Source organism: Vibrio sp. YMD68 (genome assembly GCF_029958905.1).
In the GTDB taxonomy this organism is placed as follows: Bacteria; Pseudomonadota; Gammaproteobacteria; order Enterobacterales; family Vibrionaceae; genus Vibrio.
This window is the reverse complement of record NZ_CP124613.1, coordinates 554,618-578,291: the sequence shown is the minus strand read 5'-3', so window position 1 is coordinate 578,291 and position 23,674 is coordinate 554,618. Positions and strand designations below refer to the sequence as shown.

Below are 23,674 nucleotides of genomic sequence, written 5' to 3'. Positions count from 1 at the left end.
AAAGCCCACTACTAATCAATAGTGGGCTTCAGTTCGGTTTAACCTTTAGTATCTCTTGGGTCATTCCCATAGGAGTGTTTAGCACGGATTTGTCCGTTATCCCCTCTGTGAATTGATACCTCGGAGCCTTGGTTCCTTGCGTACTCTCTAGTTTGCTCGAAAGCACCCTGTTGAGTTTCGGATACTACACTAGCTCTACTAGCATCTTGTCGCTTACCTCGCCACTGACCGTCAGCACCTTGGTATACGTTATAGTCATTACCTGACATATTCTGTACCTCACGTTTACAATAATATTGTTTACACGAGAACAGATTGAAAGTAGTATCCACGCCTTAAAGATGTTAGTGACATGAACAAACCGTTCAACCTGCTTCCGCAGTAGTCACTTAATGGAAGAACGAAAGTCGATTGTGGTGGTTGACCTTCGTTTTTTTTCGCCTAAACGAATAAACCCCGCCATTAAGCAGGGTTATAATAGTGCTATTACACTCGGCAAGTCAACACACAGGATGCAACTTTAACCAGATATTTAACTATACATCCACAATCAACATAAAGATGTGATTCAAATCACAAATTATCAATAATTATCGTATCCTGGGTGTTTTACGTAAATCCTCTATTGACAATTACCAATTGCACACATGGCGTATATAGTGTAATAATTAAGACTCAATCACTATATATTGATATTTGCACACTATCTCTATAATTGCTTCTTACTTCGCTCCCGAATCATCTTAAATCCACTAAGCAACTTTTTCTACTTCTATAATTCTTCGACGGCGTGTACAAAACGTTATTGATGTATGCTGTGAAAAGTCAAAAGCATTCGGCAATTCAATCCCATACATTTTCAACTTCCCGACAACCTCTTTTTTATTTAGCACTTTCAAATCTAATACCACCAGACTCATAAACTCACCATCACCAATCACCAATCACCAATCACTATTAAAATATATAGATATGAATCGCCACTACAGGGAGTAATTAGCTCAAAGCACTTTAACTTAACACCTATTACCCTGCTTAATTTAAGCAATAATAATTCATTAAAATCAACGCTTTAAATTAAAAATCAACTGGACAGATAGTAATTGGCCTGCTATCTATTAATAGATATACGAGGGTGACAATTATGACTACTACCATACAAGCATCGATTACTAACCGCGAGTTTAAAAGAATCAAAAATCTACAAAATCAGATATCGAATGGCAGCACACGTTTGTTTGAAATAGATAACTCTAATAAACCGTCTCCCCTATCTCACATTTTACTTAGCCATAAGACCAACCGCTACCACGAGCTATTTACATTGGAAGAGCTCGCTCTTTTTTTACACCTAGAGCATGAAAGGAATGTTCTTGATATCAAGGAGCACTATCTACTGCCTTATGAACAATCACTACAATGTCATACTCAATTAAGCTTGTATCGTCATAAGGAAAGCAGAATTGTAGAAGCAAAATCACATCTAGGTATAACGACAGATTTCGTCATTGTCGAATACGATGAACTGTGTAGCAGCCTGTACCAACAAGCGTTCAAATGCGTACCATCTGATGAATATAGGAACACAGTTTATTCATCTGATGATGCTATTCGTTTACATCATAGAAATGAAATTGAGCGCTTATACTGGGAAAAGCAGAACATTGGAGTAATTCAAGTCACTGAAAAAGAGCTTAATCCAATCAAGACCTCTAACCTCGGATGGCTGCGAGAAACCTATCACCATGTTCGAAATCTTGATGTGAACGAGTATCTAAGCCAGATCATCACCATGACCTTACATGAGCGCTTTTTAACACGACCAACTGCAACCCTAGAAGAGCACCTTAGGTATGCCGCTTCAGTTCATAAAGTGTCTATATCAGATGTACTTGATACCTTTAAACATGCAGCCTATTCAAAACTTATTCCGATTGACCTAAATAGGATTATAAATATTTATAACCCAGTAACTACGATTCCTTAAAGCTTAACATGCGGAAAGAGGCTTTATGTCTGGGCAGTCCAATTACAACTAGTCACTGGTCTATAGGAGGTTGGATAATTTAATAATACATGTTCAATATCTCTCGAAAAGAAGTGCACTCTTAAACAAATCTAAACAATTTCAATTGACTACAATAACAACAAATACCAATATGCATCATGTTACATTTATTCATATTGCATTAATGTGTTTGTTTTTGAGGAGTTGAAAATGGGGATGTTAAACGAGAGCTTAATAGGCAAAAGTCAACTATCTTGGCTACCATTGGCAGATAAAAAACTTTCACCTGAAGAAATCCATACATCATGGTGCGAGAACAATTTCATCTTTCAAGAAGAAAACTTAGCTCTAAAAACCCCAGGATTACGCCCTCCTCAAATCGGTGGCATCTATGCAGCTCTTGGGTACGAAAAATCTGAAGCTACTGGTGCTGCGACTATCGTTATGCCAACAGGCACAGGCAAAACTGAAACTATCTTATCCATAGTTATTGCTGGTAGATTCCGCAAAACGTTAGTCATTGTTCCTTCTGACGCTTTGCGCGAACAAACCAAGAAAAAGTTCTTAGAATTAGGGCTTTTAAGGCAGCTAGGAATGCTTAATGATAACTTCGAGAACCCTATTGTTGCGACCATAAAAAATGGCGTTCAAGATATTGGCGAAATAAAACAACTGTTACAGTCAAACGTAATCATTGCAACTGCCGCAGCATTATCACAGTTCCATAGTGACGCCTTAAATACCTTAATAACAGCATGTTCTCATTTAGTGGTGGACGAAGCACATCATGTCATAGCGACCACTTGGGCACGAATCAAAGCACAATTTTCCGATAAACCAATTTTTCAATTTACGGCCACACCTTTTCGGACGGACAGCTCCAGAGTAGAAGGAAAGATTATATTCAACTACTCACTCAACAAAGCGCAAGTTGATGGGTACTTTAAGCCAATCGAATTCCACCCCGTAAAAGAGTTTGTAGAAGAAAAAGCAGATAAAGTGATAGCTAAAAAAGCTATTGATTTACTTAAAGCCGACTTAGGGAACGGTCTCAATCACATAGTGATGGCTAGAGCAAACAACATCAAGAGAGCGACACAGGTATTTGAATACTATAAAAATGAAACCGAACTCTCTCCTATATTGATTACAAGTAAAGCAAAACGTAAAAACGAAATTCTTGAAGCGATTAAAGCAGGAAAACATCGAATAATTGTATGCGTAAATATGCTAGGAGAAGGATTCGATTTACCTCAATTAAAAATCTCAGCAATTCATGACCCACATAAAAGTATCAATGTAATGCTCCAGTTTACTGGGCGTTTTACTAGAACAGTACAAGGGGTTGGAGATGCAAAATTTGTCGCTAACATTGCCAACCCTAAACTGAACGACTGTCTTCAAGAACTGTACAATGAAGACTCAGACTGGAACTCTATTATCAGTAACATCAGTAGTGATAAGGTAACGTCAGAACTAAAGTATCAAGATTTCAAAGCAGGCTTTTCAGAGCCCAGTAAATTGCTGGATTTGGGCTTAACACCAAGTATTAGTACCACCGTATTTAACTTAAGAGCCGCTACTTGGAAACCTGAAAACTTCCATAAATTTGGTAACAAGCATTTTCAGATTCATGACTCCATTCTAAATGATGAGCAAGATACTCTTATCTTTTCGGTCAAATCTTATGCTCCTGTTGGATGGTCAAGCTCTAAAGAGCTTTTTGACGAATCGTGGGATCTATATATCGCTTATGTGGATAAACGGAACAAGTTACTTTTTATCCATTCATCAGCAAAAGATGGTCTCGTAAAACGATTAGTAAAATTAATCGCGAATGGAGCTCCTCAAGTAAATGGTGAGCGGGTATTTCGTGCACTGTCTGGGCTCAAAAGATTAAAGCTCCAAAATGTTGGTCTAAACAAGAACAAAAAAGGTCTACGTTACTCTATGCATACAGGAACTGAAATCAATGATCAGATTCCAGACATTGAAGCAAAACGTTCTATTAAATCCAATATTTTTGGTAAAGGGTATGAAGACGGGAGACTTGTTAGTGTCGGTTGTTCCTACAAGGGTAAAGTCTGGTCGATGGACAGTGATTCTCTAGAGCAATGGATCGACTGGTGCAAAAACGTTGGCGAAAAAATCTTAGATGAGTCTATCGATACTAACAAAGTATTAAAAACTGCTATGCAAAGTGAAGAGTTAACCGAATACCCAGATCTTAGATTGCTCAATATCGAATGGCCAATTGAGCTATTACGCAAGAATGACCGAAAAGTATATCTAAGCGATGGTAAGTGGGAAGAGACATTATTCAACTGCGAGCTAACTTTGTCCGATAAGACTATTGATAAAGGGAACGTCAGGTGCTTTAACATCTCGACTCCTCTTGGATTATTTTGTGTTTCAGCAACCATTGTAGTGGCATAGTGAATTTGGTCACTTAGTTAGAGGTGATATCATCACCTCATAAGTTAACAGGTGACACTATGACAAAACGTACAAGACGACTATTTAGCGCAGAATTTAAGTTAGAAGCAGCGCAGTTAGTCCTAGATCAAAATTACTCAGTGCATGAAGCAGCCCAAGCCATGAATGTGGGTAAATCCACGATGGATAAATGGGTTCGCCAACTTAGAGGAGAGCGCCAAGGGAAAACACCGAAAGCCTCTCCTATGACCCCTGAGCAAATAGAAATTCGGGAATTGAAAAAGAAGTTGGCTCGCCTTGAAGAGCATAATGAAATACTAAAAAAAGCCACAGCTCTGTTGATGTCGGACTCACTGAACAATTCTTGATCATCAAGAAACTCAAGCAGAGCTACAGCGTAAAAACATTATGCGAAGTCTTCAATGTTCATCGAAGCAGTTTTAACTATTGGCTTAAACGCCCAACGGTAATTAATGTTGAAATAGTAAAACTTCGCAGCTTGGTTAGTGAGGCGCACACTGCAAGCAATGGCTCTGCGGGAGCAAGAACCATTGCAGATATAGTTACAACCCAGGGCGTAAAGCTGAGTCGTTACCGAGCGACAAAACTGATGAGAACTCTTGGTTTAGTGAGTTGCCAAGAGCCAAAGCATCGTTACAGAAAGGCTTCACAAGAGCATATTGAAGTTCCAAATCACTTAGGTCGTCAGTTTGCTGTTACCGCCCCAAATGAAGTCTGGGTTGGCGATGTTACGTATATTTGGACGGGTAATCGGTGGATGTATTTAGCGGTCGTTATCGATCTTTTTGCTCGTAGAGTGATTGGTTGGTCGATGTCTTTATCACCTGATAGTCGGTTAACAGGCAAAGCTTTGTCGATGGCTTATGAGTCTCGCGGCAAGCCAAAAGGTGTCATGTTCCATAGCGATCAAGGTAGTCACTATACAAGTCGTAAATACCGCCAATTACTGTGGCGCTTTCAAATAAAACAGAGTTTATCTCGCCGAGGAAACTGCTGGGATAATGCGCCAATGGAGCGCTTCTTTAGAAGCCTGAAAACGGAATGGGTGCCAACAGTGGGTTATCGTAGCTTTTTTGAGGCTCAACAAGAGATCACTCGCTACATTATCGGATATTACTGCCAACTCAGGCCACATCAGTATAACGGTGGTCTGACTCCCAATGAATCAGAACGATTATATTGGGAAAGCTCTAAAACCGTGGCCAATTTTAGTTGACCACTACACATTACAGCCAAAGGTGAGGTAAGTTACAGTTTAGATACACCTCTATACATAGTTATAGGAAGTGAAAAGCACCTAGTGACTGATTTTTTTGATGAAAATCCCCCAGCTTTCTTTTTGGAAGATACTTCTATCATCGATGGTGGGTATAGGTACTACTCGAATGAGGAATATGCGTACTTATACTCACTGAGTAATATTGACGATTGGTCGTGGGATGGAGTTGATATTTCGGTCGAGTCTCAAACACACCTCAAGCTCCCACATTCGATTCAATACCATACCATCCAGCAAATCAGAGATAACTACGATCTAGTTTTCGATGACGATGGTAGCGGAGAGGTCGCTGATATTGTCGCCATCAAAAACAACAATGATTCCGAGCTAATTATAGATTTATATCACTGCAAATATTGTACTAAAAAGAAAGGTGTAGCCAAGCCTGGAGCACGAGTAGACGACATCTATCAAGTGGCTGGGCAAGCTGTGAAAAGTATTAAGTGGTTTGCTAATAAAGAAGCTCTGATTAATAGGTTAATTGATAGAGAGCGAGTGAGATTAAGCCAAGAGAAGACTACTCGTATAGACAAGGGAACGCTAGAGCAGCTTTTCCACCTGTCAAAAGTCGCTAGATATGCTTCATTCAGAGTTGGCGTAGCAATTGTTCAACCTGCTATTTCAAAACCTGTCATTTCTAATGATATTCTTTCGGTTTTAGGAGCTACAGAGACTTATATCGATGAAATATCAGGTATTAAATTGAGAGTCATAGTTAATAAGTAGATAGAAAAACTGCTATCCAAAAACTTACAAATAACTAATAGGATCATTAATGAAGTTTCATGTTATCGAGCGAAACGAACAAATCCCTCTTAACTGCACAAGCTGTCAACTGCCGCAGAATATAAAACAATCTAGATTGTTTATGCAATGTGATTAACCGTTGGTAAAGCGTAAGGAATAACGCCTATGGACAATTTAGACAAACAAGTTACTCAGGTAAAGACGCTGTTGTCTTTACCTCAATTAACTATTCCTGCCTACCAGCGACCTTATAAGTGGTCGCAAGAAAACTTGGCTGATTTACTCAATGATTTAAAAGTGTATCGAAAAAAGTCAGCTTACCGTTTGGGTTCTGTAGTGTTTCACAAACACTCAGATGGATACTCAGAAAAGCTTGATATTGTTGATGGACAGCAGCGCACACTAACGCTGGTGCTTCTGGTAAAAGCCCTGTTAGAAGAACGCTTAGCAGGCTTAAAGCGCCAAGATGTTAAAGAAACACTTACCTCCCTTAAAGAACCTGTAAATGCGTTTTTAAAACGACAAACCTTCAATAGTGATATTTCACATCGAAATTTGCATCAAAACTTTATGGCGGCAAAACGTGCGATGGCACGCTGTGATTTTACTGAAGCAGATATTGAATTTCTTTTGAACCGCTGTGAAGTAGTTACCTTTGTTCTGGAGGATATATCTGAAGCGTTTCAATTTTTTGATTCGCAAAATGCCAGAGGCAGAGATTTAGACCCACACGATTTATTAAAAGCCTTTCACTTGCGAGAGTTTTCGCAAAGTGAAGCGGATTTAAAGGCCGACTCAGTGAGCCATTGGGAAAGCTTGGAGAGCGAGCAATTAGCACGGCTGTTTGCCAACTATTTGTTTCGTATTCGCAACTGGGCACAAGGTAAATCGGCACAGTATTTTAATAAATCACAAGTGAGTCTATTCAAAGGGGTGAACCTTGATCAGGTTGGGCTTTACCCTTACGTAGAGCCACTTCGTATTTCTCACCATTTTGTTGATGAGTATAACGGCCAGTACCAACGTTATATTGACCATCAGCATATGAGTTTTCCATTCCATCTTGACCAGATGATTATCAACGGCAGACGATTTTTTGAAATGACCAGTCATTATCAACATAAGATTACTGAGATAGTCAGTGGTGAGCGTAACTATTCAATAAAAGAGAAAAATATAGATTCAAAACAAGCTATACGCATATTAGATCACGACCTAGAGCCTTTAGCTTGTCAGATTCTACATACTCTTAATACCTACGGTTCTCGCACCCGCACGGGTGATGGTTATGTTCGTACTCTGTTTGATTGCGCGGTGATTTTCTATTTAGACAAGTTTGGTGCACATGAACTCTCACAGGCCATAGAAAAGCTATTTATTTGGGCATATAGCTGCCGATTACAAATGCAGGTAGTCGGTATAGAGCGAATGGATAAACATGCACTCACGCAAAATGTGTTCGAGCGCATCAAGCAAGCGGTGCAGCCAAGTGATGTTTTAAGTTGGCCGCTAATGACACTTAAGGCAACAGATTGTAAGGGAACTAAACTTGCTGAGATTACCGAACTGTTTAAGGAAATGAAGTACTATGAGTAACAAGCAAACGCCACAAATGCAGCGCAGTAATCAAAGCACTAGTACAGTAATTAAAAACTATAACGTTAAAGCACTATTAAGTGATACTAGCCATTATTTAGTACCTATGTACCAACGTAACTACGCTTGGGGTGAGGGTGAAATCAACCAGTTAATACAAGACGTATTGGACTACCAACAAAATAAACCTAATCAATCCTATTATATTGGCACTTTAGTGGTATTTGAGCGCAAGGATGGCAACTTTGAAGTGATTGATGGTCAGCAACGTTTTACCACGCTCACTTTACTCATTTTTGCACTTAAACGCTTATCTTCCGCAAGTAAAACTGTTGTCGATATGAGTTGGTATGACGTGGCAAACCTGAATTTTGAGAGCCGTCAGAAATCGTCAGATACCTTTGCAAGCTTAATACAGGGTGTGGCCTTAGAGTACTTGAAAACCGATGACTATAACCTTGATGTAGTAAATGGTTACACACTTCTTGAGAAAGGGTTGATAGCTTTAGGTGATAAGCTTCAAGGATTCTGCAATTACCTTTTCGAAAAAGTAGAAATAGCACGTGTTTTTGTTCCTAAAGATACTAATTTGAACCATTACTTTGAGGTTATGAACAATCGTGGTGAACAACTTGAAAAACACGAAGTAGTTAAAGCAAGGTTAATGTCGGTGTTAAATGACATTGAAGACCAAGATGAGAGAACACAGCACGTACTTCTACTCAGTAAAGTGTGGGATGCAACCGCCAATATGGAACGTTATGTTCAGTATGGTTTTAGCCCAGACGAGAGGCATAATATATTTGGTAAAGACGATTGGGGGCAATTTACACCAACAAACTACGCTGAGTTAGCTGCTATTATTGAAAATGTAGCTACAAAACAAAACGAGCAAACTAAAAGCGTATCGCTTTCGCTCAATGACATACTAGCCAAGCCACCGCTGTCGCCTTCTGGTACTGATATTACGCTAACACCAGAGCGGTTTAATAGCGTGATTAACTTTTCAAACTTCTTGCTCCATGTTTTGAGGGTTTTAACCGAGCAAGATATCGCGTTAGACGACAAACGTTTGTTAGAGCAGTTTGATGCCTATTTAAAAGATAATAATAACAAAATCAACGCAGTAAAAGACTTTGCATTTGCACTACTCAAGTGTAAATACCTATTTGACCAATACATCATTAAGCGCGAATTTAGTGATGGCAAAGATAAGTGGAGTTTGAAGAAGCTACACTTTTACAATGCTAAAAGCCAAAGCTATATCAATACCTTTGATGACAGCAAAGAGCAAGATGATGAAGATGGTTTTGAAGGGATAAACCGTCAGGTTTTAATGTTGTTAAGTGCATTACACGTTTCAACACCCACACTCGTTTATAAGCACTGGCTAAATGGCGCACTATTCCATTTATTCAGTATGGACAGAGTTACTCCTCGCCTATACTTGAAGAAACTAGAAAACCTAGCTCGCCAGTTTGTATATGGTCGATTTTTAAGTGTGGAACCCTCAGATTATTACCACATGATTTATAAAAATGAGGGCTACTCTGAATTTGATTCGACAAGCCAACCAGCAATGAAAAAGCTACACTATGGCGTGATTGAAAATAACTTAGTGTTTAATTATCTCGATTATTTGCTTTGGTGTGATGGCATACGAAATGCGATGGATAGTGTTATCTCCCAATTTGAGTTTACCTTTCGAAGTTCTGTAGAACACTTTTATCCACAGCACCCTCTTGATGGGCATCGCGTCCTGCCTGGTAATGATTTACATCGTTTTGGTAATCTGTGTTTAATTAGCCACAGTAAAAATTCAAAATTGAGCAACTTACTACCAACTGCTAAACGTGATCATTTCAAAGCCGCTATCGTAGATAAAAGCATTGATACCCTTAAGCTGTATGAAATGATTAAGGCAATGAATAACGCTAACGAGTGGAGCGAAACTCAAATTTCCGCACACGAACAAGATATGTTAAGAGTCTTAGTTGACGACTCGAAAAAGGAGTTTAACTATGAGTGATGTAGAGAATCGTCACAGACTTAATTGACTCCTTTTAGATAGACAAACAGGCTATCAAGTAGGAGTTAATTAATCGTAGAAGCTTCACCTGAAAATGGTCATTTCAATATTCTTCGCCTCAATCATGGTTTACAAGCGGGACTTTAGCTACAATAGGCTTAGGTAAGAGAAGGATTAGTCGAATTGAAAAAGCCCTTCCACCCGCTCTATCGCCGAATTAATGTAGGTACTTCGGGAGAGGTTTAAAGTTAGAGCGACTGCGAAAAGCGTATATACAAAAAGGTAATTCGGTGATATCACGCCCTCACTTATGGGGGCGTTTTTTTGTTTACAGATTTTGATCTCTAATGTAAGGAAGTTAGTTGATTCAAGTTTATCTACTTTTCTCAGCATGATGTTCTTTGTTAACAGCCACTTGACCAACATTTTTGAATATAGTTGCGTTAAAAGTTCGGTTGCCAGTTTAATTTCACTCCATAGCTAAGCATCTTGAATCAGATCCAGTAGAACGTAATCCTTATCTAAAATTGAATACGTTGATCTAGAAGATTACGAATAACCAATGTTCTATTAAGAGGCAGTTCAATTCAGATCGTAATCAATTGTTCACAGAGTCTGCATAATGTTGTTTTTACGAACATAATTCCAATTAAAAGGCTACCTTCGAAGGTGACTAGGTGACCCGAAATCTAACTAATGCTCTGCTCCAGTAAGGCTAGTCAATCATCTTAGCGACAGCTAGTCTCTGGTCTAGAGGGGCTTACTACTAATTCAGCATCCAAAACTCTTTTCTTATGATCATTTCATGACCACTTAATGAACCGAACTAGCAAAAACACCAGATTAATAGGCTAACTTTCGAAAAACATCAGATTATATGCATCCAAAGGGAAAAGTATCAGATTAAGTCTGAGCCAGCACAGATTAAGGAGTTTGAAATAACATATATAACGATACAATCAACTCTCAAAAATTCTTTTTCCTACTCATTATTTGCCTTAGATAGCTCCCCTAACAAGTAATGTTTACCGAACGCTTTCCTCTTATAATATCCCTGTAAGCTTACCATCCAGTCTTGTTCTATATGGAAGTGCTCTAATAGAGCATACCGTTCTACCAGTAATCTGTATTTATAAAATTCGTCTGCTGAATTAGAGATACAATTGAATGCCAACAATTGGGTTGTTTCTTTATCAAGGAAAGATCTAACTATATTTGAGTAGAACTTTTCTTCCGCTGTTAATCTCCTTTCTATGGCTTCATCAAAATCTTTTGGTTTATTCTCAGCATCAAAATTCATTACTATGTACTTCAATAGGTGATAGATAATGCGAAAATAATGGTTACATTCGACAGAATTTATCATCATAGCTTCATGGCAATTGGGCACTTGTTGAGATGAAGGACTATCGTGAGATTTTAGCTGAGAGGCTTTAATTACTGTATTATAAAGCCTTTTTAACTTTGACCTTTTTTTAGTGTCATTTTGCTCTATGGATTTGAGTTCAACACTCACTAAGTTCATCTGCTCAAGTAATGAGTAAAATGAGCTTTCAAATCTCTGTCTTTCTAAAGTCTTAGCCTGCTCCTTTGTTGCTTTCTCCGTTTCCGCTAACACCTTCTGAGTTTCAGATAATTCTTTTTTCTGGATTATTACGGAGCGGGTTAACCAATAAAACGCAAGGTAAGCTATCACTGGATTAAGTATTCCTCCAACAAAATCCCCGAATGCCCCCCAGACAGAACTATCTGTAGATAAGGCTTGCTTATTAAAACCCCAAAACCATGCTAAATAAGAACACACTACTAACGAAATAAATCCAGAAGCGAACCTAATCGACTTATCAACATCGGCTTTGACATTCTCAGAATCTAAAGCTGGACTAAACCAACCTTTTATTTTGCTGATGGAAGACATAGAACCCTTATATACGCGATAAATTAGTTCCATCTTCAAGCATCATACCTTGTGACCCATCTTCTAATGTTATAGCCGATACGCTCATCCCTGTTGAAGTGATAAAGGTCAAACCTATTACCCCACTACCTTGTTTTTCATTCGCTATAATTTCGTAAGTATTACCTGTAGACTTATCTATATATTGACCTTCAAAATTTTTCGTCATTTCCATTGTTCCTATTCTAGTCACATTTAGGTCTCAACCTTACACCCGACTTATCCCTCCTGTGTGAGATTTCCGTCACAATCTGCCATATGAAATAGGTCTACTCTAATATTTCGCCAGATTAAAAGAAGAAGATGAAAGTAAAAAAATTGGGACTTTCAAAGAAAAAGAATTCGAGTATTAGGACTACCCAGACGCTGTGAACAGTGGTGCCTGATTACATCTTGGATACTAAAAGCTATCTATAGTTTAGAAATCAGCCCATTGCCGTAAATTGAAATTGTCCGAAAGTTAGTTGAAGAAGTCTATTGGTTAACCGACTGTACAAATTAGTCGTAACTTACTAGCGGATGTGAAAGATTCAGAGGCTCTTGCACAAATGGGCTTCCTGTCAGATACAACAAAGTCGTTCTTTAACTAGGCTACTACAATTAAAATCGTGAAAACGCCTCGAAGAATATGCTGTATTAGTTGAATTAATAAAGTCTTTTTTCAAAAATCAGCATACCTATCTCATCGCCAATTGTCGGGATAGATTCGATAACCTCTGATAGATTAGCTTTTAACTCTTGATGTAAATCAGCACATGTCACATGGTAGATATCTTGAGATTTCTGCCCAAATACAGGCTCACCCTCACCATCATCTAGGTCGTTGTCGTAACGTTGTTCAATTATGTTATTTTTCAATTGTTCTAGATCTAGTTCACTGTCGATGAGTTGGTCAACGATACCATGCCACAGTTCTTCAACATTCTCACAAAAGAAAGGAATTTCATGCAAGTCGCTGGAAATAAAGCACGCGTATTCTTGTATAAAGTCGATAAGTTCTTCTACTGGATAATCAGCTATCAGCGAATGCAGATCTACTAAGTCGTCGTAATCAAAATAGTTGAGTTTATCAATTGAAACAATGCCAAGTTCTACAACCAAGAAGGCCGACATTACCTCTTCAAGCACAGATCGGATAGTTTTCTCTATTTCTTTCTCTTTAGCTTGGTGGTTTTCAATAGTATCGTCAGACGTTAAAGGTGAAAGCTTCAGTTTGCTACAAGTCTTAAAAAGCTGTTTCTGATAATTACATTTTTTTAGATGTAGAGTTACTGCATCTTTGGTTTCAGCAAGTTGCTCAAAAACTTGTTCGGCTACACCTTGCGCGTTGCCAGTAAAGTGGCAAATCAACTCATGATTACGAAAGTTATCTCTAGGCGTCCTACCATCAAATTTTGTTAGTAATTTGTCTTCAGTAAGGCCGTCTGCTGTTTGACTTAGGTTCATTGAACCAATCATCAGATTATCATCAAACTGAAGAAGCTTTATATGGTTATCAGTAGTCACAATTACTTCGATACTAGTGGACTCATAGATATCTTCAAAGAGAGCTCTAAAAGCTCCGATCAAGTTATTTATATCCTTACGTGCATAGTGAGCATTAGGATTGTTCCCTGACCCGTCAATGAAATTGAAGGCGACTTTTAGATTTAAGTTGGGTGCAGCATTTTTTACAAGATGTAGCAAAGATTGAGAAAACCCTTTGCCCACTCTATACGTAATAGCAATAATCTGTTCAGAGGCGACTTGGGAAATGACTTCACTAGAATCAAAGTTTTTGCGACGAAAAAGTATCCTTTCTAACTTTAGTTTGCCAAAATCAATCTCGGTAAAGCCCAAAGGTAATGCTTCAATTTCATTGGGAACACTCTCAGCTTCCGAGTATTCAAGTGATTCTAAATAGCGCTTTGTTTGTGACATTATTGAAACTGTAAATTACAAAGATTATTCTTAATTATCCTATAGCTAGTACCTAAATAACAATACAAATTTGATAGTTAGCTACGCTCTGTCAAAATCACTAATACACTTCTGTCCAACGACGTGTCAGCTCATCCGTACCTTCACTTTCAGTTGTTTTTTATACTTATAATGGTCTACAGCCTTGACTTCATCGACTTTAGGGATAGTTGAAAACGAACTGAATCGAGTTCCAAAAACATTCTCCTCCGATTATCTCGTGACCACTTAATGAACCGAACTAGCAAAAACACCAGTTTAATAGGCTAATTTGTGAAAAACATCAGAGTAAATGTAGCTAAAGGGAAAAGTATCAGATTAAGAAGCTAGTTTGCGAAAAACATCAGATTAAATGCAGCCAAAGGGAAAAGTATCAGATTAAGAAGCTAGTTTGCGAAAAACATCAGATTAAATGCAGCCAAAGGGAAAAGTATCAGATTAAGAAGCTAGTTTGCGAAAAACATCAGATTAAATGCAGCCAAAGGGAAAAGTATCAGATTAAGAAGCTAGTTTGCGAAAAACATCAGATTAAATTCAGCCAAAAGGAAAAGTATCAGATTAAGAAGCTAGTTTGCGAAAAAAAACATCAGAATAAGAGTTTTGAAAGAGAGTGCCACAAAAAAAAGAAGCTCTAGCAGGGCATTTCTCAATGATGTTTAACTATATAAACAGTGGCGGTTCGCTGTATGGAAGCTAAAACAGACTAATCACTACTACCCTCCTAGTTTCCGTTTTGGTTATCGCTACGAAGTTCAACCAGACTTCCAAATTACCAAAAGTTTCCAACTTGGTTATCCTTAACGTGATTTCCAAACGATTGATACAGAAAGGTAGCGAGTTTCCATCTTAGTTATCTATGATCAGTTTTGATCACAGATAACCAAGTTGGAAACTGTGATAACCGAGTTGGAAACCGATAACTAAATTGGAAACTAACTGGAATAACAAAAGGCGAACCATTGGGTTCGCCTTTTTCATTTCCATTCAGTGCACCCTTTTTTCCTACTGCACAATACCAACGGCTCCACTCATCTAGGGTGTCAATCATATGAGCACGAATGGGGATGAGTAGAATAGAGCGCTCGATTTCAAGCAAACGGAATTCTTTATCAACCAATATGACCTTGTATCGACCTTGGTAGAAATGGCCAGCATACTCGCTCCTTAGAGGGCTACTCGCCTTCTCACCTAAACAACAGATAAAATCCAGGACTGAACCGTAACTCACTGTTAAGAATCGAGTTTAAATCAGTCCGCATTACATTCACTGGCCTTATTCTGTGGTTTTCCACTGATTAGTGAGCCACCACAAAACACAGAATATGATAAGATAACAATAGCATTTGGGACCAAAGGGAAAGTAGGTATGTATATCGGTGAACTAGCAAAGAAATCTGGGGTAAGCATCAAGGCGATCCGACATTATGAAAGCATAGGCTTAATTAAAACCCCAATCAGGCAAGGCCAGTATCGAATTTACGACACAAGCTACCTAGATGTTTTAGCCATGATTAAGCAAGCCAAGCAACTTGGCTTTACCCTTGCAGAATTAAAAGAGATAGCACAAGCCAAAACTCAACAAGGGCTGGTTCCAATGGATTTATTGGTGACTAAAATTAACAGTAAACGCGTCACCCTATTAGCACATCAAGAGCAGCTACAAGCAAAGCTACAGGGGTTAACTCAGCTTGAGCAAAGTGTCGCGCATTACAACGCTTGTTTGTTAGAAAACTTATCAGGATAAGCAGAATTATCTATCCGAAAACTATGAGTCGCTTCTGGTAAGCGGAGATTCCCTCGCCAGTACCATTTTGGATAGGGAAACTCTGTCAACCGATGAACCTAGCTTGGCACGGATTAAACAATAAGTGCTGCTGATGGCAACGTTAAATATTCCGCATCGCCTGCTGATATATCTTTAGCACCATGGTGCGAGGCAAAACCCGATTAAGAAAGATGTAGAATTTGTTTTCACATAAGGGGATTTCACGAAGTTTACCGCTGAACATCGCTTTTAACCCCAACGTGGCAACTTGCTCTGGTGAAGTGCGGTTTTTACCAGCAAAGGTTCCTTTTCCTAACTTCGAGCTATCTTGTCCATCAAAGGTAAAAAAGGCGGTATCGGTGCGTCCTGGTGATAGGCAGGTGACAGTGACGTTTTGCTCTTTCATTTCAATCGCTAGAGACTCAGTTAAACTCGCTACGTAAGCTTTACTAGCGGCGTAGGCGGCCATGTAAGGCTGCGGCTGATAGGCTGCTGTAGAGGCGACATTCATAATATAACCATGACCTTGCCGTACCATGAGCTCGGCAAAGAACCGACTTAGTTTGGTAACCGCGACCATATTTAAATGGAGCATGGCGTCAACTTCCATTTCATTTAAGCTAAGATGTTGTCCATACAAACCAAAGCCAGCATTGTTAATGGCGACATCGATATCATCTGGATATTGGCTTAACTCAGTAAGTAAGTGTTTTAGGCCTGTGCTTGTAGACAAATCGGCACTGATGGTTAGCGTGGCGCTATTTAAACTGGCTTGCAATTTATTAAGCCTGTTTTGATCACGACCATGTAAAATTAAATTGTAGCCTTGCTCGTGCAATTGTCTTGCAAGTGCCAAACCAATGCCTGAAGTCGCGCCGCTGATAAATGCTGTTTTCATCTTTTTCCCTTATGCTTTGTTGATGTTTTAACACTTTAAAGCCTCCCCTATAGGGGAGAGTCAAGGGGCTTTTTTCAAAAACAATCAATAAGGCTATTGGTAGGATTTATATAATCTTATCAGAACGTTACACCAGGGCTGCTGACGAATTTCGTTCAAAAAAAGCACAAGCAAAGACACAAGGCGCAAGTCTTGCGTTTTGCTTCCAACGAGTAAAATTGGAATAGTAACGTCTTCATCTTATTCACTAAACAAAAATAGCCTAGCTAAAAAGCTAGACCATCCTTATCAAAGACAATAGGCAAAACCTGACCCTGTAGATCTTTATTAGAGAACGCTTTTGGCTAGGGGTGACTGCCTTAATCGAAGCAGTCACCCTAGTGATGACACATTTAATGCTCACAACCTAAAAGGATGAGCAAAGCATCATTAACTAAATATCATTAGCTGGCTCGATAAACTCCAACTTTCTTCCCTCAGTATAAATCGCGGGTACGATCTGAGAATTAAGAATATAGCTCTTACCCTGTCTACAGCTTCGACATGACCAATCTTCCATACTTTCTACACTTAACGCTATAGCTTTTGGAAAACTAGGTATATAAAGCAAATAACCTTCAGGTAATTGGCCGGTCAAATCAAGTAAAAACTGCTCATACCCATCAACCCCTTCATAACCAATCACATCACCATCAATAAAGCTTTTGAAATTGGCTACTCCTCCAAATACTTTGGAATCTCGTACCGAAACATATTGCTGTTCGTAGGGTACTAAATTTGTTTTTCCTAACTTAAACTCCCCTTTATCATGGTAAAACTCTGATTCATACAAACCAAACAGTCGCAAGCTATCGTTCAGTACGTAAGCGGTTTCTGGGGCTATCCTCGCACCTGTCAAGGTAGCCTTTCCTTCTTCTCTGAGGAATACTTTAGTCAACGTATTCCCTTTTTCTTCAAGAAGTTTTATCGCTGTCATTTGAATGGTATTGCTCGCATGGTGTTTGGCTTCTAAACCATCACTAAATTCTTTAGCGTTTAAAGCAACAACCCATTGGGAATGAGCGGCTACATGATTACTATGAGCCATCTCAGCGGCAGCTCCACCCGCAACATCGATAGCCCCGATAAAGTTGCCGGTCAATATATTCATGGTGCCAAAAAACAATGACGCTCCGCCGCCAGAAGAGCGCGATAGCGAGGTTTTTACATCTTCAATTTCTTGTTGTGAAAAGTCTTTAAGAGGGCTCTTTACCGTATCGAAGCCGTGTTTATAAGACTGGGTTAGAAAGGTTTGGTTAGCTTTATTCAACGCTTCGCTTTGAGAGTTGTTATAAGCAATAGGAACAATATCAACGGGTTTGTTTGTACACCCTAAGAGCAACAGCCCCGATAACGGCAGTATCATTTTCCATGGTTTCATCTTAGTACTCCTTGATCTAAGCAATTCAATCCAACATCATGAATTGGAGAAAACAAGGTACACAAGTAAATGGCGAGCGCCTGTTATCTAGATCATATTTATGATTGTTAGATATTATTCAACAACTTAGTTGTTAATCAGGTGTTACACGTATTGCGGAGGTTAATACAAACCCTACCAATCGTTGCTAGCATGTCTACTTAATCGTAAGTACATACAAGTTCATATGGGGTCAGGTCTTGCGTTTTGCTTCCAGCGAGTAAAATTAGAATAGTAACGTGTTCATCTTCTTCACTAAACAAACATGGCCTAGCTAATGACTGGGCCACTCTCTTTGAAAAGGCAAAAGGCAAGATCTGACCCCATTCATTTTATAAATCTAGGTAAGTTTCCCACAATATCTAGTTGTTTTTCTTTAATGAGCTGGGACACGAATCGCAACCGCCACCACAAGCGTTTTTCTTTTTAAACACTTTACGGTAAATGAAATACGCCGCGCCTCCAACGATGATAGCGACGATGGCAATATCCCAAAAGTTTATAGTTTGCTCGTACATAGGCATCACGTTATGTTTTTTATTAAGATTTCGGCGGGCAGCATTTTCAGCCTTATCCAATCTTTCAAGCCTAAGAGCAGTAAGAGTATTAGCCCGCTAAAGTAAGTAAGTGTCATTAGTTCAATGCCACTCATATTAAACTTTGTACCCAATGTGTAGACGATTGTTGAGACAGTGAAACCTATCAAGGTGGGCAGAACGATAGACAGTAACATCCATTTATACTTACCAGTTTGTACTTTAATCATCATCACGGTTGCAAGGCATGGAGGATAAAGAATAAAGAATAAAATCAGTGCAACCGCCATTACTTCACCATGGGCAGCCAGCTCGTTTGAGTCGGCCATACGCTCTTCGAGTTTTTTATTACTATCTTCATCTTGTTGAAACAGCACACTCAATGTTGCGACGCTGCTTTCTCGTGCAACAAAGGAAGAGAAGAGTGCAATATTCACTTTCCAGTCAAAACCAGCATACTTAGTGACAGGCTCAATAGAGCGGCCAAAACTCCCCAGCAGTGAGGCTTCCAATCTGCGTTCTTTCATCTGGCGACGAAGCATTTTACGCGTTGATGCCAGTTTTCTCAGTGCTTTGTTGACCGTTTTAGCTTCTTTATCTCCCTTTGCTGGCCTGACAATAGTAAAGAACGCTGCGTTTCGATTAGTAAATGTCTGATTGACTTTCTTTGAACCAGCAGCACCGGAAGCGTTCAGTTTTGCACGCTTATAATCGGTATAGAAGTTAACGAGCTCTGGTAGAGAAGTGTCATCAAACTTCCCTGCATAACTTGTCTTGGCAATTTTCTTTTCAAATGTGACAACTGCACGTTCCGCCTGGGCCTGAAACTCTAACCTCTCAGGCTCTGGAACTCCCGGGAATTGAAGAAGCACAAAAATAACGGTGGATACAGCCAATACTATCGTACCTACCTTACGCACATACATCCATGTACGCTCAAGAGAACGAGTCACCACACTACGAACGGTTGGTAGGTTGTACCTTGGTAGCTCCATAATAAACGGGGCGGTTTCAGTACGGCGAAGTACGGTCTTTGTCAGTAGTTTTGCAACTAGTAACGCGGCAATAATAGAGATAGTAGAGATGTAGAAAGTCATTAGAGATTTATTTTCTACAAAAAATAGCCCTAAGAGTAGAGTATATAAAGGTACTTTAGCGAGGCAGTTCATATACGGAACAGTCAGAATCGTCGCCAATCTGGCTCTGTTGTCAGGAATACCTTTGGTTGCCATAATACCAGGTACCGCACAACCGCCAGCAAAAACACCGGCCAGAATCATAGGCAATGTACTTTGACCGTGCAAGCCAAACTTACTTAGCATTTTGTCACAGATAAACGCGATGCGTGCCATATAACCAGAGTCTTCCAGTATCGCAATCATGGCAAATAATATTAGAAAGATAGGGATATAGTTGAGAAGGGTATTGGCAGAGTCTACGAGCCATAAGCCAAGAGAACGAGCGTAAGGGTCATACAGGAACCCCGCTTCAGGAAGTAATCCGGCAATCAGCTCTCTCATTGAGGCAAGGTAAGGCCACCAGTAGTTAGTGAGCTCATAACCGTAAACGATGGCACACTGATAAATAATAAATATCGTACAAATTAGGCAGATTGGTGCCCCCAGTTTACTTAATACGATACGGTCAAGCTTTTGTGTCAAAGTCTTTTCATCAGTATCTCTATGAGTAAACTGGACGCAGGTGGAAAGCAACGCTTTCACGACAAGTTGCCTTTGAGCGATAACGTAATCATTGATACCCACAGTCAGCATGTCTGCGATTTTTTCTCGCTCATCAGATATTGTATTTTGAAGTAATTCGAAGCACCTTTCATCTATCGCTTCAGATAGCCATACTATCGCCTCTCTATCTTGTTCTAGCAACCTCATTGATAGCCAGCGCAGAGCTGGAGCTTCTTTCAGTTCCATTTTTTTTAACAGGGCAGAGATAGCCGTTATTGAACCTTCAAGTTTTGGGTGGGGAATTGTAAAATTGCTATTGGTTACATGTGTGACTGCGTCAGATATTTCAGACACCCCTTTACCTTGTCGTCCGATGCACTTTATGACTGGCGTGTTAAGCTCTTTAGCGAGTTTGGCCGAATCAATACTCAGACCTTCTGACTCAGCAACATCCATCATATTAAGTGCAATGGCAACAGGCAGCTCTAACTCCATTAGTTGCAGAGTAAGATGGAGAGAGCGATGAATATTCGCGGCATCGATGATATTTAATATGACATCAGCATGCTCTTCACGTAGCGCACGTCGTGCCACTCGTTCCTCGAGTGAAAAACTGGTTAGGCTATATGTGCCGGGAAGATCAATCAGCTGATATGAGCCATTTTTGTTGGAAAAATAGCCGGTTTTTTTATCAACGGTGACACCGGGGTAGTTTGCAACATGCTGGCGAGCGCCGGATAGCATGTTAAAGATAGTGGACTTACCAGCATTTTGTTGTCCTGCCAATAAGATTTTTTGTTTGTTCATCGAATACACTCTGACAGGTTTTTTATCTATAACAGTCAACAATTACAGTTTCAGCTTCTTTAACTCTGATCACCACGTTTGTTAAGCCTACTCGTATTTCTAGTGGGTCACCCATAGGAGCATAACGTACCAATTCTAATTCCATTTCTGGTATCAAACCTAGGTCCAATAAGCGTTGCCTCACTACACCTTCCGCATGGTGGGAAAGGATAACCCCCTTTTCACCAGGTTTTAATTCTGACAATTGTATGTTCATTTACTTTAAATCATTAGCCTAAGATTTGTTGATCAGAGTAGCGGACCCATCCGTTAGAATACAGCGCTAATGATAATTATTATCAACAAATTGATCTCAATCAATATAAGTACAAATGATAATAAGAACTACTTTTATTCATATCGGTAATAGTTAGAATAGGTCGCACTTCGGGCCTGTACTTGAGCATTCATACGATGGAATAGAGTGACAGCCAGCAATTTACTATTAAGGAACAACCATGGATAAATTCATTATGCCTCTTATTGCCGCTGCTTTATTTAGCGGTCAGGTATTAGCCCATACCCCTCTATTTTCCTGTTACGACAACAGTGATGGAACCGTTCTTTGTGAAGGTGGCTTTTCAGATGGTTCATCAGCAGCGGGGGTCGCTATGACGGTTGTGGATGCCTCAGACAAGGAGCTAATTAAAAGTGAAATAAATGAAGATGGTGAGTTTGAATTTAACAAGCCACTGGGTGATTACAAAGTCCAATTTAATGCTGGTCCGGGTCATTCGATTGAGATCAGCGGTAAAGATATCGTTGAATAATTGTTGTTAATTTTAGGGAAAAAGAAATGAAAAAAATCGCACTACTTGCAGGTGCTGCTGCACTGACTCTTTCTGCAGCGTCTCACGCACATTTTCAGTTGATGTACACTCCAACATCTCAGCTGGAAAAACCGACAACTCTTGATATGAAACTTGTGTTCGGTCACCCAATGGACAATGGGCATGTCATGAACATGGGACAGCCTGAACAGTTCTTCGTAATGTTCAAAGATAAGAAAACGGATCTTCTAAAAGAACTAAAAAAAATAACCTGGACTGGTCACGATAATACGGCTGACGCTTTCAAGGCTGACTATAAAGCTAAGCGTAACGGAGATTACATCTTTGGTTTAGTGCCTGCGCCATATTATGAAGGTGGTGAAGACATTTATATCCAACAGATCACAAAGCGTTACATCAACAAAGGTGGTCTGCCAACGGGTTGGGATGTTCCAATTGGCCTGAAAACAGAAATCGTTCCTAAGAACAAGCCATATCAAGTTATCGCGGGCAGTACTTTTACAGGGCAGCTTCTTTCTGAAGGTAAGCCAAAATCGGGGGTTGAGTGTGAAATTGAATTTATTAACTCCGATATCGACTCAAAGGCTAACGCATTTAAAGGCAGTTATCGCGAGGCTCCTGCATCTGCTCTCGTAGCGATTACTGACGATAACGGGATGTTCACTTTCGGTATTCCTAAAGCGGGTAAGTGGGGCTTCGCTTGTTTGGGGTCTGGTCCGGATATTGAGTTCAAAGGCAAAGAGCTTTCTCAGGATGCGGTTCTTTGGATTGAAGCTCAAGACTTGTAATTGGTTAATACGAATTATGGCTTAAACAAACAAAGCTGGCCTCTCGCCATCTTTGTTTGTTTGAGGCTAATTATCAGTTGCTAATTTTTAGGTAGAAATAGCAAAACACGTAGGGTCAAATGTTGCGATAATCACATATTCCAATCAGGTTAACGATACTGGACACATTCGCAGTGCTACTGCAGCGGAAGTTTTTCAAAAACCCATTGACCTTACCCCAAGGGTAAGGATTAAAGTGCATTGCTATGACAAACTCGTATGCTATGACTCACTCAATAAAAAACACATTCATTGTGTTACTCAGTATTGTTGCAATATTGATGTCTAGCTATGTGTCAAGTTCGCCGGTCATGGTCACGAGCAATTCGCAACCTACTCATACCATCACGTCCTCAGAAGTTAATCACAACAAACTCGCTAAAATGGACATGATAGGTTTACATGGTGCTGAAGAGGTCAGTGAAAAACGTCATGACGAGAGTCACCATCACGCACCAGATCACTCAAAGTCGGCCGTCGATAAAGAAATAACCTCAGCCCAAAATGACCATTGTGACGAAAACAATAACGGCCCTCATACTTGTTGCCTGTCACTTTGTTCAAGTTTTTCTTACCCGCTCTCCAGTAGTTTATTATTCAGTACTTTTTCACCCACTCTTGCGTTGCACCAGTCCATCCATATTGGTGACAAAATGACGCGATCAGAGACGCTTCTTCGCCCGCCTTCCCTTTAATTTTATAGATCACCACTATTTTCCCTAGTTCAGAGTAACGAGAACCCTGAAATCTTGGGGTCTGTCTATGCGTTTTTTAACGCCCACAATGGATAATGATTGTGAATATAAAATTAAATGGTTTTGGTTTATCCAAAGTCTTT

20 protein-coding genes are annotated in these 23,674 nt (G+C 39.6%); 10 read left to right on the top strand and 10 right to left on the bottom strand.

Features of this window, described 5'->3' with window-relative positions:
• Positions 1-38: 38 nt before the first annotated feature.
• Entirely contained in the window at positions 39-269 is a 231-nt protein-coding gene (locus QF117_RS02635) for a DUF2188 domain-containing protein (protein ID WP_282386006.1), read from the bottom strand.
• 875 nt (positions 270-1,144) lie between these two features.
• On the opposite strand from QF117_RS02635, the gene QF117_RS02630 reads away from it, so the two are divergent.
• From QF117_RS02630 to QF117_RS02605, 6 genes are all read left to right on the top strand, one after another.
• Positions 1,145-1,987, top strand: a complete 843-nt coding sequence (locus QF117_RS02630) for a hypothetical protein (protein WP_282386005.1) — start codon at positions 1,145-1,147, stop codon at positions 1,985-1,987.
• Between the two features lie 231 nt (positions 1,988-2,218).
• Positions 2,219-4,444, top strand: coding sequence for a DEAD/DEAH box helicase family protein (locus tag QF117_RS02625; protein WP_282386003.1), 2,226 nt, complete (start codon positions 2,219-2,221; stop codon positions 4,442-4,444).
• A gap of 59 nt (positions 4,445-4,503) precedes the next feature.
• Positions 4,504-5,681, top strand: a protein-coding gene (locus QF117_RS02620; RefSeq protein WP_282385346.1) for an IS3 family transposase whose coding sequence is annotated in 2 segments (ribosomal slippage) — positions 4,504-4,762 and positions 4,762-5,681 — 1,179 coding nt in all. Because the reading frame shifts where the segments join, the coding sequence is not laid out codon by codon here.
• Between the two features lie 84 nt (positions 5,682-5,765).
• Complete coding sequence (locus QF117_RS02615; protein ID WP_282386001.1) at positions 5,766-6,470, top strand: hypothetical protein; 705 nt, start codon at positions 5,766-5,768, stop codon at positions 6,468-6,470.
• A gap of 186 nt (positions 6,471-6,656) precedes the next feature.
• Entirely contained in the window at positions 6,657-8,087 is a 1,431-nt protein-coding gene (locus tag QF117_RS02610) for a DUF262 domain-containing protein (RefSeq protein WP_282386000.1), read from the top strand.
• A complete protein-coding gene (locus tag QF117_RS02605; protein ID WP_282385999.1) occupies positions 8,080-10,116 on the top strand; it encodes a DUF262 domain-containing HNH endonuclease family protein in 2,037 nt (678 codons plus the stop codon). The genes QF117_RS02610 and QF117_RS02605 overlap by 8 nt, the downstream gene beginning before the upstream one ends.
• 982 nt (positions 10,117-11,098) lie before the next feature.
• Here the strand turns inward: QF117_RS02605 and QF117_RS02600 are convergent.
• From QF117_RS02600 to QF117_RS02585, 4 genes are all read right to left on the bottom strand, one after another.
• A complete protein-coding gene (locus tag QF117_RS02600) occupies positions 11,099-12,034 on the bottom strand; it encodes a putative phage abortive infection protein (RefSeq protein ID WP_282385998.1) in 936 nt (311 codons plus the stop codon).
• Between the two features lie 7 nt (positions 12,035-12,041).
• The gene (locus QF117_RS02595) at positions 12,042-12,242 is read right to left on the bottom strand and encodes a hypothetical protein (RefSeq protein WP_282385997.1); all 201 of its coding nucleotides are present in this window, start codon (positions 12,240-12,242) and stop codon (positions 12,042-12,044) included.
• Positions 12,243-12,718: 476 nt separating this feature from the next.
• Complete coding sequence (locus QF117_RS02590; protein ID WP_282385995.1) at positions 12,719-13,993, bottom strand: hypothetical protein; 1,275 nt, start codon at positions 13,991-13,993, stop codon at positions 12,719-12,721.
• Between the two features lie 889 nt (positions 13,994-14,882).
• Entirely contained in the window at positions 14,883-15,260 is a 378-nt protein-coding gene (locus QF117_RS02585; RefSeq protein ID WP_282385993.1) for a hypothetical protein, read from the bottom strand.
• A 138-nt stretch (positions 15,261-15,398) separates the two neighbouring features.
• Between QF117_RS02585 and QF117_RS02580 the strand changes: the two genes are divergently transcribed.
• On the top strand, positions 15,399-15,776 hold the full coding sequence (locus tag QF117_RS02580) for a MerR family transcriptional regulator (RefSeq protein ID WP_282385992.1): 378 nt from the start codon (positions 15,399-15,401) through the stop codon (positions 15,774-15,776).
• A gap of 142 nt (positions 15,777-15,918) precedes the next feature.
• Here QF117_RS02580 and QF117_RS02575 read toward each other — a convergent pair whose 3' ends face one another.
• From QF117_RS02575 to QF117_RS02555, 5 genes are all read right to left on the bottom strand, one after another.
• Complete coding sequence (locus QF117_RS02575) at positions 15,919-16,695, bottom strand: SDR family oxidoreductase (RefSeq protein ID WP_282385991.1); 777 nt, start codon at positions 16,693-16,695, stop codon at positions 15,919-15,921.
• A gap of 433 nt (positions 16,696-17,128) precedes the next feature.
• Positions 17,129-18,115 carry a hypothetical protein gene (locus tag QF117_RS02570; RefSeq protein ID WP_282385990.1) on the bottom strand — a complete coding sequence of 329 codons (987 nt, stop codon included), beginning with the start codon at positions 18,113-18,115 and terminating at the stop codon, positions 17,129-17,131.
• A 401-nt stretch (positions 18,116-18,516) separates the two neighbouring features.
• A complete protein-coding gene (locus QF117_RS02565) occupies positions 18,517-18,672 on the bottom strand; it encodes a FeoB-associated Cys-rich membrane protein (RefSeq protein ID WP_282385989.1) in 156 nt (51 codons plus the stop codon).
• Positions 18,673-18,677: 5 nt separating this feature from the next.
• Complete coding sequence (feoB, locus tag QF117_RS02560; protein WP_282385988.1) at positions 18,678-21,179, bottom strand: ferrous iron transport protein B; 2,502 nt, start codon at positions 21,177-21,179, stop codon at positions 18,678-18,680.
• Between the two features lie 22 nt (positions 21,180-21,201).
• Entirely contained in the window at positions 21,202-21,435 is a 234-nt protein-coding gene (locus QF117_RS02555) for a FeoA family protein (RefSeq protein ID WP_282385986.1), read from the bottom strand.
• Positions 21,436-21,676: 241 nt separating this feature from the next.
• Between QF117_RS02555 and QF117_RS02550 the strand changes: the two genes are divergently transcribed.
• From QF117_RS02550 to QF117_RS02540, 3 genes are all read left to right on the top strand, one after another.
• The gene (locus tag QF117_RS02550) at positions 21,677-21,988 is read left to right on the top strand and encodes a hypothetical protein (protein ID WP_282385985.1); all 312 of its coding nucleotides are present in this window, start codon (positions 21,677-21,679) and stop codon (positions 21,986-21,988) included.
• Positions 21,989-22,014: 26 nt separating this feature from the next.
• The gene (locus QF117_RS02545; protein ID WP_282385984.1) at positions 22,015-22,797 is read left to right on the top strand and encodes a DUF4198 domain-containing protein; all 783 of its coding nucleotides are present in this window, start codon (positions 22,015-22,017) and stop codon (positions 22,795-22,797) included.
• Between the two features lie 245 nt (positions 22,798-23,042).
• The gene (locus tag QF117_RS02540) at positions 23,043-23,531 is read left to right on the top strand and encodes a hypothetical protein (RefSeq protein WP_282385983.1); all 489 of its coding nucleotides are present in this window, start codon (positions 23,043-23,045) and stop codon (positions 23,529-23,531) included.
• The last annotated feature ends 143 nt before the right edge of the window (positions 23,532-23,674 follow it).

Coding starts and splice junctions, on each gene's coding strand:
- QF117_RS02600 (WP_282385998.1), bottom strand. CDS start 12,034: ATGTCTTCCATCAGCAAAATAAAAGGTTGGTTTAGTCCAGCTTTAGAT.
- QF117_RS02595 (WP_282385997.1), bottom strand. CDS start 12,242: ATGACGAAAAATTTTGAAGGTCAATATATAGATAAGTCTACAGGTAAT.
- QF117_RS02540 (WP_282385983.1), top strand. CDS start 23,043: ATGACAAACTCGTATGCTATGACTCACTCAATAAAAAACACATTCATT.
- QF117_RS02555 (WP_282385986.1), bottom strand. CDS start 21,435: ATGAACATACAATTGTCAGAATTAAAACCTGGTGAAAAGGGGGTTATC.
- QF117_RS02605 (WP_282385999.1), top strand. CDS start 8,080: ATGAGTAACAAGCAAACGCCACAAATGCAGCGCAGTAATCAAAGCACT.
- QF117_RS02565 (WP_282385989.1), bottom strand. CDS start 18,672: ATGTACGAGCAAACTATAAACTTTTGGGATATTGCCATCGTCGCTATC.
- QF117_RS02630 (WP_282386005.1), top strand. CDS start 1,145: ATGACTACTACCATACAAGCATCGATTACTAACCGCGAGTTTAAAAGA.
- QF117_RS02610 (WP_282386000.1), top strand. CDS start 6,657: ATGGACAATTTAGACAAACAAGTTACTCAGGTAAAGACGCTGTTGTCT.
- QF117_RS02570 (WP_282385990.1), bottom strand. CDS start 18,115: ATGAAACCATGGAAAATGATACTGCCGTTATCGGGGCTGTTGCTCTTA.
- QF117_RS02545 (WP_282385984.1), top strand. CDS start 22,015: ATGAAAAAAATCGCACTACTTGCAGGTGCTGCTGCACTGACTCTTTCT.
- QF117_RS02625 (WP_282386003.1), top strand. CDS start 2,219: ATGGGGATGTTAAACGAGAGCTTAATAGGCAAAAGTCAACTATCTTGG.
- QF117_RS02635 (WP_282386006.1), bottom strand. CDS start 269: ATGTCAGGTAATGACTATAACGTATACCAAGGTGCTGACGGTCAGTGG.
- feoB (WP_282385988.1), bottom strand. CDS start 21,179: ATGAACAAACAAAAAATCTTATTGGCAGGACAACAAAATGCTGGTAAG.
- QF117_RS02550 (WP_282385985.1), top strand. CDS start 21,677: ATGGATAAATTCATTATGCCTCTTATTGCCGCTGCTTTATTTAGCGGT.
- QF117_RS02575 (WP_282385991.1), bottom strand. CDS start 16,695: ATGAAAACAGCATTTATCAGCGGCGCGACTTCAGGCATTGGTTTGGCA.
- QF117_RS02580 (WP_282385992.1), top strand. CDS start 15,399: ATGTATATCGGTGAACTAGCAAAGAAATCTGGGGTAAGCATCAAGGCG.
- QF117_RS02590 (WP_282385995.1), bottom strand. CDS start 13,993: ATGTCACAAACAAAGCGCTATTTAGAATCACTTGAATACTCGGAAGCT.